Raw genomic sequence first — 12,902 nt, 5'->3', positions numbered from 1 at the left:
GCCAACGAATTTGAAAAAGCGCGATTTACTCAATACCAAGCACATCCTGTGTCATAAAAAGCTAATCAGCATTTGACTCTCGCTATTGCCTATCCCAAACTTGAATCCAGAGTACTTTTACAAACACAACAAATAACAGCATCTTGCTGTATCTTATTTACTAATAAGTATAAACTATTTGTAACCAGTTTACGGAAACGCTTTTGAAATGAAAAAAACAGTATTTACAGGCCTTTTTATTCTTTTAGTCAGCCTAACTAGCTTATCAGCACGTGCTGAGTCTACTGTGGGTTATTTTGGGTTTGAGCCAGACATTATTACAAATTACATTGGTCCATCAAGTAAAAAAATGGGTTACGTTCGCGTCACGGTAGATTTAATGCTAAACAAAACATCCGATATTGCCATTGTAGAACACCACACCCCGCTGTTACGTGATGCGCTAGTAGAGATATTATCAAAAGAGCCTGAAAACAAAATAAAGTCTTTAACAGGGCGTGAGCAAATTCGCCTTAAAAGCGCAGAAAAACTAAAAAGCTTACTTAAGGAAGAAACAGGCCAAGAAATAATCCGAGACCTGTTATTTACTAAATATTTATATCATTAGGCGCTTTTTGTTTTAAAAAGCTGAGCGGTATAGGCAAAAGCCATACCGCTAACAAGCCCACCTAAGTGTGCCCAATTAGCCATTCCAACAAATAATACATCTGCAAAACCAAGTACTAACCATACCAGCATAAAACCAACAATTGCGGTTGTAACCAGTGCAGGCTGTTTAGGATTAAGTGCGCTGTAAATCCAACAAAAGCCTAACAACCCATATACAACACCGCTAAGCCCACCAAAGTTAGGACCGACCATTAAGTACTGTGCCCAATTACTTATTAAAGCAGTAACTAAAAACAGCCCGATTAAACTCGACTTACCACATTGCTTTTCAATGTTGTCACCCAGTGATACCCACCAGATTAAGTTAAACACAATATGCATAGCGCTAAAATGCACAACAGCAGGTGTTAACCAGGTAAGTGGTGACGCAGGATTGAACTGCAACGCCATATAAATAGGCTCAAACGCACCAAATAAAAAGGCAATATAAACAACAATGCTGAGAATACTAACACCTTGATTAAGCCAGCTTAAGGCTTTAAAACGAGCGACTAAATTAAGTGACTGCCCTTGATACTTTAACGGTGACTGCGTAGTACCTACTTGCCATGATGCTTGTTGGTAACGCTCATGATTAGGGTTTTTAGCAAATTCGTTCCATAAAGGCTGCACTGCATGGAAGTCTTCAGGTGCCACACTAATAACAAGCGTATGACCATCCTCAGTACGAATTTGCCCTGTAAGCCCTTGGCTTTTTAGGTAATCTATAAAGCCCTGTGCAGCACGGGGGTTAGTTAGACTGCCTAGCTCTATCATCGTGCTACTTTATCCTTGTAAGCGGCTTCCCACGCAGTAAAACCGCCATCCATGCTGTAAACATCTTCAAAGCCTTGCTCTACTAAGTAACTTGCTGCACCCTGTGAGCTCATGCCGTGATAACAAACAATAATAATCGGCTGGTCAAACTCTTTTTCCATCATAAATTGGGCGATATTTGCATTTGAAAGCGCTTCAGAGCCAGGAATGTGCCCTGTCTGATACGAATTAGGATCGCGAATATCAGCAATCACCACATCTTCTTTGTCTAGTAGTTCGAGGGTTTGTGCGATTGATATATGTTTAAATGCCATAGTGCTCTCTTATAATTACAAAAAAGGCGACAAATGCCGCCTTTAATTCTCTTAACAAGGGGATAATTAATCCCAGTTAAGAATTACTTTACCCGATTGGCCTGAAATCATCATATCAAAGCCAGCTTGGAAGTCATCAATTGAATACTGATGAGTAATGATTGGTTTTAAATCAAGCCCTGATTGAATCAAGCTAGCCATTTTGTACCAAGTTTCAAACATCTCACGACCGTAAATACCTTTGATCACTAAGCCTTTAAAAATTACTTGATTCCAATCGACCGCCATATCTGAAGGTGGAATACCTAACATGGCAATTTTGCCGCCATGATTCATGTTATTTAGCATGGCATTAAATGCACTCGGAACACCTGACATCTCTAAGCCAATATCAAAGCCTTCGGTCATACCTAGATCTTTAGCTACATCTTCAAGCTTTTCATTTGCAACGTTTACAGCACGCGTTGCGCCCATTTTACGCGCTAAGTCTAGGCGGTATTCATTTACGTCGGTGATAACCACATAACGTGCACCTACATGTTTAGCTACAGCTGCAGCCATAATACCAATAGGGCCTGCACCAGTGATTAATACATCTTCACCCACTAAATCAAACGATAAAGCGGTATGTACTGCATTACCAAACGGGTCAAAAATAGAGGCCAGTTCATCGCTAATATTATCTGGGATTTTAAACGCATTAAATGCTGGGATCACTAGGTACTCAGCAAATGCACCTTCGCGGTTAACGCCCACACCGGTTGTATTTCGGCATAAATGAACGCGTCCAGCACGACAGTTACGACAATGACCACAGGTTATATGACCTTCACCTGATACACGGTCGCCAACTTCGAAACCGCGAACTTCTTGGCCCATGTCAATTACTTCACCCACATATTCGTGGCCAACCACCATAGGCGTAGGAATGGTGTTTTGTGCCCACTCATCCCACTTATAAATGTGAACATCGGTGCCACAAATAGCCGTTTTACGTATCTTAATTAACAGATCGTTATGGCCTACTTCAGGCTTTGGCGCATCTGTCATCCAAATGCCCGGTTCTGCTTTTAACTTTGATAATGCTTTCATAATCCACACTCAATTAAAAAATCGCGACTATAACCGCGATTTAACAAGAAAATTAAATAACACCAATCTCTTTACCAATACGGGTAAATGCTGCAATGGCTGTATCAAGCTGTTCCTTGCTGTGCGCTGCAGAAATTTGGGTACGAATACGCGCCTGACCTTTTGGTACAACAGGGAATGAGAACCCAGTTACATAAATCCCTTCGGCCAAAAGCTTATCAGCCATAAGTGACGCTACTTTGGCATCTCCTAGCATCACTGGAATAATCGCATGATCTTTACCTGCACAGGTAAAACCTGCCGTTTCCATTTGCTCGCGGAAGTATTTAGCGTTTGACCATAGCTTAGCGCGAAGCTCACCGCCATTTTCAAGCATTTCTAGTACTTTGATTGACGCTGTTACAATTGAAGGCGCTAATGAATTTGAGAATAAGTAAGGACGAGAACGCTGACGAAGCCACTCAACAATTTCTTTTTTACCTGAGGTATAACCACCAGAAGCTCCACCAAGCGCTTTACCTAAGGTGCCAGTAATAATATCGACACGGTCGAGTACATTACAGTACTCAGGTGTACCTTTACCGTTTTCGCCAACAAAACCAACGGCATGTGAGTCATCAACCATAACGAGTGCGTCGTATTTGTCGGCTAAATCACACACTGCTTCTAAATTACAAATAACGCCATCCATTGAGAACACGCCATCAGTAGCAATTAGTTTAGTTTTAGCACCGGCTTCATCGGCTGCAATTAATTGCTTTTCTAAATCTGCCATATCGTTATTTGCATAACGGAAACGCTTTGCTTTACATAAACGAACACCATCAATAATAGAAGCATGGTTTAATGAATCAGAAATAATCGCATCGTCTGCACCTAAAATAGTTTCAAACAAGCCTGTATTCGCATCAAAACATGATGAATACAAAATGGTGTCCTCAGTCTCTAAAAATTGACTGATTTTTTTCTCAAGCGTCTTATGAATATCTTGTGTGCCACAAATGAAACGCACAGATGCCACACCGAAACCATGGTCATCTAAACCTTTTTGTGCAGCTGCAATTAGCTCTGGGCTGTTAGCTAAACCTAAGTAGTTGTTAGCACAAAAATTAATAACTTTATCACCTGATGCCACTTCAATTTGAGCTTGCTGCTGTGAAGTGATAACACGTTCATTTTTGTACAAACCTTCAGCTTTAACGTCTTCGATTTGCTGTTGTAATTGGCTAAAAAAAGCAGATGCTCTCATCTGTGATCTCCATTTGGTTGAACGGGTTAAACAGCAGACGCGTTGCTGCTATTTATAATGCGGGTATTGTAAAAGTTTAAGCACCAAATTGCACTGTTTGTCATTCGTCGCAAATTAGCTAATTGGCAGGAAAAGCTGCCAGTTTACAGGCATGAGATATATATTAAATGAGATCAGCAAGCAAAACAGGAAGTTCCTTGATTGAGTCACAAACATAGTCAGCAGACTTTACGGCTTGCTCATCAACTGTTTGCCCCGAACGTACCAATACTTTAGTGCGTATATTGGCGCTTATAGCAGCTTGCATATCACCTCGTTTGTCCCCCACCATCACACTCAGTGCAGGGTCGATATGATGATCTTTCATTCCTTGAAGTAACATACCAGGCGCTGGCTTTCTGCAATCGCAATCTGTTAAATACGCTGGTAATGCATTTTCAGGATGATGAGGACAAAAATAAACATCAGTAATTTCAATTTGATGATGACTAAACTGCGCTTTCATCCATATGTTAAGGGCAAAAAAATCGGCTTCTGAGTAATAACCTCGACCAATCCCTGATTGGTTCGTTACAACAATTATTTTGTAGCCCGCGTCATAAAATGCTTTACACGTTGAAAACACACCATCTATAAATTCAAACTCTTCGCTTTTAAATACATAGCCATGATCAACATTTACTACACCATCACGGTCTAAAAAAAGCGCCTTATTTATGTGTTTATCATTCATAATAACGACTCTTTATTAACAACATGGTCAAACATTTCTTTTACTGTATCCGTGGTTATTTGACTCATTAAATCATCGCCTTTAACCCGAGTACCCCAAGGCAATTGCTCGGCGGTTTTACCTGTTTGCTTTAATAAGTTTTGGTGATAAACCTCAACCACGTAATCTTGGTATAAATAAGGCCCCGTTCGCGCTGGGTTTGAATGCGCATATAGACCAATAACAGGCGTGCCAACAGTAACCGCCATATGGGCTGGGCCTGTATCGGGCGCAAGTACTAAACCCGCACGCTTAAGTACGCACAATAATTCTTTGAGTTTTGTTTTACCCACCAAGTTCAGAATGGGTGAATCACTGTATTTAATGATGCTATTTGCTAAATTAATTTCAAGTTCAGTAGGCCCACCGGTTAGCACTACTTTAAAACCTTGCGCATTGGCATAATCAGCAAGCACGGCATAGCGTTCGGCTAACCAGTTACGCTGTGCTTTACTTGCCGCTGGCGAAATAACAAATAACTTATTTGATAAATAGTCGTCACCTAACAGCTCATCAGCTTTAGCTTGATCTTTGTCGGTATAGGGCATATTCCAAACAGGGACATAATCATCAACACCAATTGTTTGAGCAAAGCCTTTAAATCCCTCTAAAACATGCGCCTGAGATTGGGCTTTAATGCGTTTATTAATAAATAAACTATGCAGCTCTTTTGAACGAGCCCAGTCAAAACCAATTTTAACTTTGGCAGGAATACAGCGAGCGACAAAACCAGCTCTTAAAGCCACTTGCATATTAAGTAGTACGTCAAAACACTGCCCTTTGAAGGTTTGCTTTAACTGTTTCAGTGCCGTTTTTCCTTGTTTTTTATCAAATACAACAAGCTCAACGCCAGGCAAATCTGCTAACAGCATCGCCTCGACCTTCCCTATCACCCATGTAATTTTAGCATTTGGATGCGCTTTTTGAATTGCTTGTACTGCACTCACTGCATGGCATACATCACCAATGGCAGAAAGACGTAAAATACAAATAGATGTGTAAGTAGGCGCTGAAGTCACACGTTTCCTTGGAGGTAAAATAATAAAACCCGATCTTAAATTATAATCGCGTCATTGCAAGTACTTATCCTTAGCCTGAAAACACGTTAATATGTGCACATATTTAAGCGAATCCTATGAGCTATGTTTAATCAACACGTCAAAAATAACCATGTCATTTTAAGCCATCCTCAATATAGCACCGAAATAGAGTTAGATTGGTTTGAGCCCAATTTCTGGCAACAACAGCAAAAAATTGTCGGCGCTAAAAAGGGGCGTGCAACTGCTTGGTTTTTTAAACACGCAGATTTAACAGCTGTATTGCGCCATTATTGGCGTGGCGGCCTAATAGGAAAACTACTCAGCGATCAATATTTATACTTCGGACTTGAGCATACCCGTGTTTATCAAGAATTTAGCTTAATGACTCGATTAATAGAGTTAGGCTTAAATGTACCAAAGCCTATTGCAGCTAAAGTGAGCCGACATGGCTTTATTTACCGAGGTGATATTATTACTGAAGCGGTAAGCGACGCTAAAAGTATATTAGATATACTAATTGAACGCACATTGAGTGAAGCTGAGGTAAAAAAAATAGCGCAAACTATTGCCCAATTTCATAGTAAAGGGGTGTATCACGCTGATTTAAATATTAATAATATTTTATTTGATGACTCTGGTGATGTTTACATTATCGACTTTGACCGTGGCGAAATAAAAGTGCCCCATAAAAAATGGCAACAAAGCAACATGTCTCGCTTACAGCGCTCCTTTTTAAAAGAGCAAAGCCGCAATAGCAACTTTCATTGGCAGCAAAACGATTGGCAGCGTTTAGATAAACACTATCGTGACGGGTTAACTAATAAAAACTAGTTTGCTAATGCTAAGTATTGCTCTGTTACCCTATCGGCACACACTTTTTCTAAAATAGCTGCTTTGCCTACATTTGGGTTATCTGCGAGCACTTGCTTAACTGCCAGTGCAAGCTCTTCGCTTTGACCTATTGGTACTAAATATTTGCTTAACTCACCTGTAAGTATTTCACTTGGACCATGAGGACACTCAGTACTGACAACTGGTGTTCCTACAGCCAAAGCCTCGACTAACACATTACCAAAGCCTTCAAAGTCTGAGCTTAACAATAAAGCTTTCGCCTGATTTATCCAGTTGTATGGGTTTTGTACAAACCCCGGAACAATAAGCCGACTTTCGATACCATATTCTTTAGCCAACTTTAATGCCTTTTCTTTTTTGTTACATAACAATACCAATTTATATTTTTTATCTAATTTGGCAAATGCAGAAAATAAAATATCATGGCGTTTTTGTTTAGCTAAACGCCCCACATGAATCAAGTAAGGTGTATCTGGTATATTAATATTTGATTCATTAGCTTGCTCATAAATTTCTTTAAAGTTGAATGGGTTATAAATAGTCGTTATAGCACTTGGACTAATTAAGTTGCCTTGCTTTATTTCTTCTTCAACTCCTTTGGAAACACAGATCAAAGACTTCCCATTTAAATTTTGTTTGCTTTTTTTAAGATATATATATGAAAGTGGACCTAGTTTTTTTTGTCTAGAGAGCTCTGCATTAACTGAGTTATGAACAACAAAATGGATATTTTCTATTTTACTTTTTGCTAATAAGTTATTACTACGATCTAAATTAGAAAGTACTAAATCAATAGAACCAAGTTGAAGTAACTTTTGCTCAAACCATGTCTCTAATACTTTAACATTCTTTTTTATCTGCCAAAATCGATCAACTTTTGTTGCTCGACCTGAAAATAAACTTTCAACAGATAAGGTGTTTGGAATGTCATATTCAATATTTTGCGCCAATGACAAAATAGTCACATTGTGGGCTTTTGATACCATTTCCTGCGCCAAAGTAAGCATTACTTTTTCAGCGCCACCACCAACGAGGGAGTCAATTACAATAACAATATTCATAGCTTACTTCCTGTTAACAACGCTTGTACTCCTTTGGTTATAACATCAAAGCTATGCACATTTTCTAGCGACTCGTATTGGCTAACTGTATTATTATAATTTGGCTCAAAAAGTAGCTCTTTTATTTTTTGGGTAATATTTAAAATATCAAGCTTAGCCTCTTTAACAACACCGGTACTCGCACAACGAACAACTCGCTCATTTTGATCTTTTGAAATAGCACATGCTATCGTTGGAGTTTGTAAAGCAATGGCTTGAAGTAAAGTATCGCCCGCGCTTAATAATGCCACCTTAGCCTGACTTAGTAAGGCTAAAAATTCACTCCCCTCTTGGCTTGGCAAACAAATTAACTCATCGCTTTTAGGTAACGACTTAGTGTAATTAGGACCAAATACCACAACACCTTTCAAGCCTGTTTGCTTAGCAATAATAAGCCCTGCTTGAAAATATAAATCTGCGCAATTCACGCCATTAACTGTATGCCCACCAGAGCCCGCGTTAACAATAAAAAATTCTTTTTCTTGTAAGTTATAACGTGTCAGTACATCACTTTTTTGTTGCTCTGAAGCAAAAACAGTAAATGGCCCTACATTTTTAGGGTATGCCAATGGCACCATATTGAGCTTTAGTTTTTCATACCATGAAAGAGGGTCGATACAGTAATCAGGCTGAACCACCCAATGAGTATCAATAAGGCCCGCTCTATTAAGCTTTAAACCTTTTGCTCGCTTTTTTGCATGCTGTGAAATAAAAACAACTTTAGCACCCACTTTTTTTGCAGCTTTCATTTGCTCAGCGCGTCCTGCACAATCAAATAGCACCGCATCTGGTTTGTATTGCTTAATAAACTGACATACGTGCGTATTTTCTTTTGTTGCCGATTGATTTAACAATAAGGTAGGGAATGGGCAGTTTTTAGCATAAGCCGTATGTTTATTTAAAATAAAATGAATATCTAACTGCTTGCCATACTCAGCCTTTAAGGTTTGAGCTAGCTGTAACGAGCGCATATATTCACCAATACCTTCTGGCGATGACACGGGAATAAATAAAAGTCGTTTGTTGCTCATTACTATCTCTGCTTTTCCTTTGCAGCGAGTATATCAACGCCATCTTTTTTACGATAGAGCTACAGTGTTTTAATCTGTTCCGGAGTAATATTTTTTAGCTAATCTTTGTTTAATGAGTTGATTTAATTACTGCAATAAAGGGCGTAGATTGCTAGACTTAGCCGCAATATAAATCACAAGGATCTGAGCTTTGCGAAACAAAATTTTTATACTTTCTTCGCTTTTTTGTGCCGTAACCACAACCGTGAATGCTGAACCCTGGGTAAAGCCTGATGACTATGGTCTTAGAGCTGATATACAACAGCTTGCCGATGCTGGCATTATTTTAGCGCCAGTAACAACGTATCCATTAATGTGGAAAAGCTTTATTAATGATGTAAATAATACGACGTTAGAACAATTACCTCCTCGCCTGCAGGATGCGTTATTGCGTGTGAAACATCGTTATAAGTCAGAAAATAGTGGTTCTCATAGTGTACAACTTTCAGCTTCCGCCAACTCAGATCCATTAGCCGTTACTAGCTTTGGGGCAACAAATACTCAAGAGTCTGAATTAACAGCAGCTTATGCTTATCTAGGACATAACTTTGCGGCTAAAGTTGCGCTTAATCATCGCAGTGATGGCAAAAACTGTTTAGTCAATGGCAAAACAACTGACGATATAGCCAAAAATGAGCAAGTGCTAACAGACTGTAATGATACCTCTTTAGATGACAGCTATTTAGCTTATCGTATGGGTAATTGGATTGTAAGAGCAGGTGCCGTTGAGCAATTTTGGGGCCCAGGTGTTGATAACAGCTTAATTATGTCTGGTAATTCAAAGCCACTTCCCGCAATAAGCCTCAGCCGAGAACAAAGTAGCGCGTTCGAAACGCCTTGGCTTAGCTGGATTGGTCAGTGGAGCTTTACAGCACAAATGGCTAAGCTTGAATCAACCCGAGTTGTACCTGATGCATTATTATGGAGTACTCGTTTAAATCTTCGTCCAATTCAACAATTAGAAATTGGCTTTAGTTGGTCAGCACAATGGGCTGGCAAGGGACAACCCAGTTCAGCAGGCGACTTTTTTGATTTAATAACCGGCGGAGGTGAATGTGTTGATGGTACCAATGATTGTGATGGTGAGCTTATAACTCGCTTGGGGAATCAACTCGCGGGCTTTGATATTCGTTGGTCTGACACTTTGTTTGATCAACCTTATGCGGTATATGCAAGCACGATTGGTGAAGATACCAGTGGCGGCATTAAGCCAGTAGACAGAGGCTATCTTGGTGGAATACAAACCACGACTCGCATTTATAATCAGAATATTTTATTTAACCTAGAATACACTGATACCGGCGTAGCGTGTTCTGCCACATCAGCAACTGAAAACTGCTTCTATGAGCACAGTATTTATAATTCAGGGTATCGTTACCATGGTCGCCCTATCGGCTCTACCTATGATAATGATTCACAATCGCTAGTGTTAACCGTACTTGGGCAACTCTCAAGCGGAACTGACTGGCAAGTAAAATTACGTGATATTGACTACAACAGCGACAACCGTGACCGTTACCCAAATAACCCTGATTTAGGTAACTCGATTACCAAAACAGCATTTAGCTCTAAACAGCTTGAAGTACGTTACAGAATGCTTGCCATGGGGGGGCGCTTGACCCTTGGTGGACTTGCCTCTAATAACGATGGAGCAGAAAACGATACGTCTGCATTTGCAAAGTTCGAATATAACTTTTAGTTTTGCAAGCATTAAAAAAGGGGATAAACCAAAGTTTATCCCCTTTTTTATTTCACTAACTAGCTAGCTTTTAATTTTGCTAATCACTTTTGATGTAGAGCAACCATCTAAAAACTCAAGCACTTCTACTTTTCCGCCATGACGCAACACATGCTCGGCACCAGCAATTTGCTCAACGGTGTAATCACCACCTTTAACAAGAATATCTGGGCTAATTTGTTCAATTAACTTTGCCGGTGTGTCATTTTCATCCTCACTGCCAAACGGAATAACCCAATCAACAGAGGCAAGCGCACTTAGCACCATAGCACGCTCGTCTAATGGGTTAATTGGGCGCTCAGGACCTTTTAAACGGGCAATGGATTCATCGTTATTTAAACCAACCACTAATCTATCACCTCGCGCTTTAGCTTGTGCTAAATAGCGCACATGGCCTGCATGCAAAATATCAAAACAACCATTAGTAAATACAATGGTTTCACCATTTTGCTTTGCAAATTCAATATGCTGTAATACATCATCAAATGGGGTTTGATAATGCTCGCCAGTGGCTTGTAAGTATTGGCCTAACTTGCGGCTCAACTCTTCAGGAGAAACGGTAGCCGCTCCCAATTTACTTACTGCAATACCGGCTGCTAAGTTTGCAATTTCGACTGCATCTTTGGCGGTCATACCCGCACCTAGCATTACAGCTAATGTAGCAATAACAGTATCGCCCGCACCGGTTACATCACTTACTTCGAGTTGTTGCGCTGCAAAGTCATGCTTTTGCGTTGCATCAATTAGCGACATACCTTGTTCTGAGCGTGTTAGTAGCATGGCGTTAATACCCGCATCACTAATCAGGGTACGCGCGCTGCTAGCAAGCAACTCTTCTGAACCAACCTGACCACCCGCTAATTTAAACTCATTTAAATTAGGGGTTATGTAATCAGCTCCACGGTACAACTCTAAATCAGATGATTTAGGGTCAACAAGCACGGTTTTACCTGCATCTTTAGCAACCGAAATCATTTTTTGGATTAGCGCGAGTGAGCCCTTGTTGTAATCAGAAAATACAATAAAGTCGTAATCACTCAGCACCAGCTCTAATCGATTTAATAACAACTGGCTATGAGACTCATTAAAAGCCTCTTCTAAATCTAAACGCACAACTTGTTGATGACGACTGATCACCCGCATTTTAGAAATAGTCGGCAAATCGCATACACTCACAAGCTGTGAATTTATTTTTTCACCCTCTAGAATGTTTTCTAAAATTTGTCCGCTTTCATCCTCGCCAATTAGGCCAAGTAAACCCACTTTGCCATCTAGTCGGGCTATATTTTTAGCCACATTGGCGGCACCACCGGCTTTGTCTTCAAATTTACTGACTTTTACAACGGGTACTGGTGCCTCCGGCGAAATACGGCCAGAATCACCATACCAGTAGCGGTCTAGCATAACGTCACCAACCACTAAAATACGCGCTGCTGATAAGTTTTTTAATAGCGATAAATCCATTACTGCTGCTCCGCAACAACCATATCCATGGCTTCACACAACCAATGGCCGATAAACATATGCGCCTCTTGGATACGGGCTGTTTCATCATTTTTAATAATAATAGGTAACTTGGCGATGTCTTTTACTTTCCCCCCATCGCGACCTGTAAATGCAACAGTGAATGCTCCTATTTTATTAGCGGCTTCTAACGCTAAATTAATATTATTACTGGTGCCCGATGTGGTTAAGCCAATTACAATATCTTCAGGTTTACATAGCGCCTGTACTTGGCGTTCAAATACTGTGTCAAAATGATAGTCATTACTATGCGCTGTTAAAATAGAGGTGTCTGTGGTTAGAGCAATAGACGCTAACGGTCCTCGCTCTAACTTATAACGTACCACAAACTCTGCAGCCAAATGCTGAGCATCAGCCGCACTGCCGCCATTACCAAACCAAACAACCTTACCACCAGCCTGTAAAGCACTATGACATGCTTCTAACAACTGCATTACCTCTTGATGATACGCCTCCATGGTTTCGAACAATACTTGGTGACGATTTAAACTTTCTAGGTAGCTAGTTGCCACTGAATCTATAATTGACATGAGATATTCCTCTTGGAACTGAAATGGCAGGAAAAATTAATTTCATTATTCCATAATTTTATAGCCAAATCACCTCTATATAACTAAATTAAAGTACGGGTAGAAAGTTATTATTCAGATAAAGAAGGTTTTTATCGTTGTTACCTTTTTCAAGTTGCTATTTTATATTTGTGTATTTAGATAAAAACGATTTCAC

The 12,902-nt window shown here is 39.9% G+C and carries 13 protein-coding genes; 3 read left to right on the top strand and 10 right to left on the bottom strand.

Features of this window, described 5'->3' with window-relative positions; translation table 11 throughout:
* Nucleotides 1-208: 208 nt before the first annotated feature.
* On the top strand, nucleotides 209-607 hold the full coding sequence (locus tag FLM47_RS03845; protein WP_008115596.1) for a flagellar basal body-associated protein FliL: 399 nt from the start codon (nucleotides 209-211) through the stop codon (nucleotides 605-607).
* Here the strand turns inward: FLM47_RS03845 and glpG are convergent.
* The 6 genes from glpG to FLM47_RS03815 form a co-directional block, all read right to left on the bottom strand.
* Nucleotides 604-1,425 (bottom strand): rhomboid family intramembrane serine protease GlpG, encoded by an 822-nt coding sequence (gene glpG / locus FLM47_RS03840; protein WP_010391000.1) that lies wholly within the window; start codon nucleotides 1,423-1,425, stop codon nucleotides 604-606. The two genes, FLM47_RS03845 and glpG, sit on opposite strands and share 4 nt — an antisense overlap.
* Entirely contained in the window at nucleotides 1,422-1,739 is a 318-nt protein-coding gene (gene glpE, locus FLM47_RS03835) for a thiosulfate sulfurtransferase GlpE (RefSeq protein WP_010390998.1), read from the bottom strand. The genes glpG and glpE overlap by 4 nt, the downstream gene beginning before the upstream one ends.
* Before the next feature lie 66 nt (nucleotides 1,740-1,805).
* Nucleotides 1,806-2,831, bottom strand: coding sequence for an L-threonine 3-dehydrogenase (gene tdh / locus FLM47_RS03830; protein WP_178955289.1), 1,026 nt, complete (start codon nucleotides 2,829-2,831; stop codon nucleotides 1,806-1,808).
* A 52-nt stretch (nucleotides 2,832-2,883) separates the two neighbouring features.
* Entirely contained in the window at nucleotides 2,884-4,080 is a 1,197-nt protein-coding gene (locus FLM47_RS03825; protein ID WP_178955287.1) for a glycine C-acetyltransferase, read from the bottom strand.
* A 163-nt stretch (nucleotides 4,081-4,243) separates the two neighbouring features.
* On the bottom strand, nucleotides 4,244-4,813 hold the full coding sequence (gmhB, locus tag FLM47_RS03820; RefSeq protein WP_178955285.1) for a D-glycero-beta-D-manno-heptose 1,7-bisphosphate 7-phosphatase: 570 nt from the start codon (nucleotides 4,811-4,813) through the stop codon (nucleotides 4,244-4,246).
* Nucleotides 4,810-5,871, bottom strand: a complete 1,062-nt coding sequence (locus FLM47_RS03815; protein WP_178955283.1) for a glycosyltransferase family 9 protein — start codon at nucleotides 5,869-5,871, stop codon at nucleotides 4,810-4,812. The genes gmhB and FLM47_RS03815 overlap by 4 nt, the downstream gene beginning before the upstream one ends.
* A gap of 123 nt (nucleotides 5,872-5,994) precedes the next feature.
* Here FLM47_RS03815 and FLM47_RS03810 point away from each other — a divergent pair, with 123 nt between their 5' ends.
* Nucleotides 5,995-6,723 (top strand): 3-deoxy-D-manno-octulosonic acid kinase, encoded by a 729-nt coding sequence (locus tag FLM47_RS03810; RefSeq protein WP_178955281.1) that lies wholly within the window; start codon nucleotides 5,995-5,997, stop codon nucleotides 6,721-6,723.
* Here FLM47_RS03810 and FLM47_RS03805 read toward each other — a convergent pair.
* Both FLM47_RS03805 and FLM47_RS03800 read right to left on the bottom strand, forming a co-directional pair.
* Complete coding sequence (locus tag FLM47_RS03805; protein WP_178955279.1) at nucleotides 6,720-7,805, bottom strand: glycosyltransferase; 1,086 nt, start codon at nucleotides 7,803-7,805, stop codon at nucleotides 6,720-6,722. The two genes, FLM47_RS03810 and FLM47_RS03805, sit on opposite strands and share 4 nt — an antisense overlap.
* Nucleotides 7,802-8,875, bottom strand: coding sequence for a glycosyltransferase family 1 protein (locus tag FLM47_RS03800; RefSeq protein WP_178955277.1), 1,074 nt, complete (start codon nucleotides 8,873-8,875; stop codon nucleotides 7,802-7,804). The genes FLM47_RS03805 and FLM47_RS03800 overlap by 4 nt, the downstream gene beginning before the upstream one ends.
* 190 nt (nucleotides 8,876-9,065) lie before the next feature.
* Here FLM47_RS03800 and FLM47_RS03795 point away from each other — a divergent pair, with 190 nt between their 5' ends.
* A complete protein-coding gene (locus FLM47_RS03795; RefSeq protein ID WP_178955275.1) occupies nucleotides 9,066-10,613 on the top strand; it encodes a capsule assembly Wzi family protein in 1,548 nt (515 codons plus the stop codon).
* A 63-nt stretch (nucleotides 10,614-10,676) separates the two neighbouring features.
* Here the strand turns inward: FLM47_RS03795 and hldE are convergent, their stop codons facing one another.
* A complete protein-coding gene (hldE, locus tag FLM47_RS03790; RefSeq protein ID WP_138594062.1) occupies nucleotides 10,677-12,116 on the bottom strand; it encodes a bifunctional D-glycero-beta-D-manno-heptose-7-phosphate kinase/D-glycero-beta-D-manno-heptose 1-phosphate adenylyltransferase HldE in 1,440 nt (479 codons plus the stop codon).
* Entirely contained in the window at nucleotides 12,116-12,706 is a 591-nt protein-coding gene (locus FLM47_RS03785) for an SIS domain-containing protein (protein WP_008115583.1), read from the bottom strand. Before FLM47_RS03785 ends, hldE begins: the two co-directional genes overlap by 1 nt.
* Nucleotides 12,707-12,902: the final 196 nt, after the last annotated feature.

Origin of the sequence: Pseudoalteromonas sp. Scap06, assembly GCF_013394165.1 — a bacterium.
Lineage (GTDB): Bacteria > Pseudomonadota > Gammaproteobacteria > Enterobacterales > Alteromonadaceae > Pseudoalteromonas.
The sequence above is the reverse complement of the archived record's forward strand: the minus strand, read 5'-3'. Positions and strand labels throughout refer to the sequence as shown.

Bases quoted from the DNA above. Each gene is read 5' to 3' on its own strand.
- FLM47_RS03845 (WP_008115596.1), top strand. From the start codon at position 209: ATGAAAAAAACAGTATTTACAGGCCTTTTTATTCTTTTAGTCAGCCTA.
- FLM47_RS03805 (WP_178955279.1), bottom strand. From the start codon at position 7,805: ATGAATATTGTTATTGTAATTGACTCCCTCGTTGGTGGTGGCGCTGAA.
- gmhB (WP_178955285.1), bottom strand. From the start codon at position 4,813: ATGAATGATAAACACATAAATAAGGCGCTTTTTTTAGACCGTGATGGT.
- tdh (WP_178955289.1), bottom strand. From the start codon at position 2,831: ATGAAAGCATTATCAAAGTTAAAAGCAGAACCGGGCATTTGGATGACA.
- glpE (WP_010390998.1), bottom strand. From the start codon at position 1,739: ATGGCATTTAAACATATATCAATCGCACAAACCCTCGAACTACTAGAC.
- FLM47_RS03785 (WP_008115583.1), bottom strand. From the start codon at position 12,706: ATGTCAATTATAGATTCAGTGGCAACTAGCTACCTAGAAAGTTTAAAT.
- FLM47_RS03810 (WP_178955281.1), top strand. From the start codon at position 5,995: ATGTTTAATCAACACGTCAAAAATAACCATGTCATTTTAAGCCATCCT.
- FLM47_RS03800 (WP_178955277.1), bottom strand. From the start codon at position 8,875: ATGAGCAACAAACGACTTTTATTTATTCCCGTGTCATCGCCAGAAGGT.
- FLM47_RS03825 (WP_178955287.1), bottom strand. From the start codon at position 4,080: ATGAGAGCATCTGCTTTTTTTAGCCAATTACAACAGCAAATCGAAGAC.
- hldE (WP_138594062.1), bottom strand. From the start codon at position 12,116: ATGGATTTATCGCTATTAAAAAACTTATCAGCAGCGCGTATTTTAGTG.
- glpG (WP_010391000.1), bottom strand. From the start codon at position 1,425: ATGATAGAGCTAGGCAGTCTAACTAACCCCCGTGCTGCACAGGGCTTT.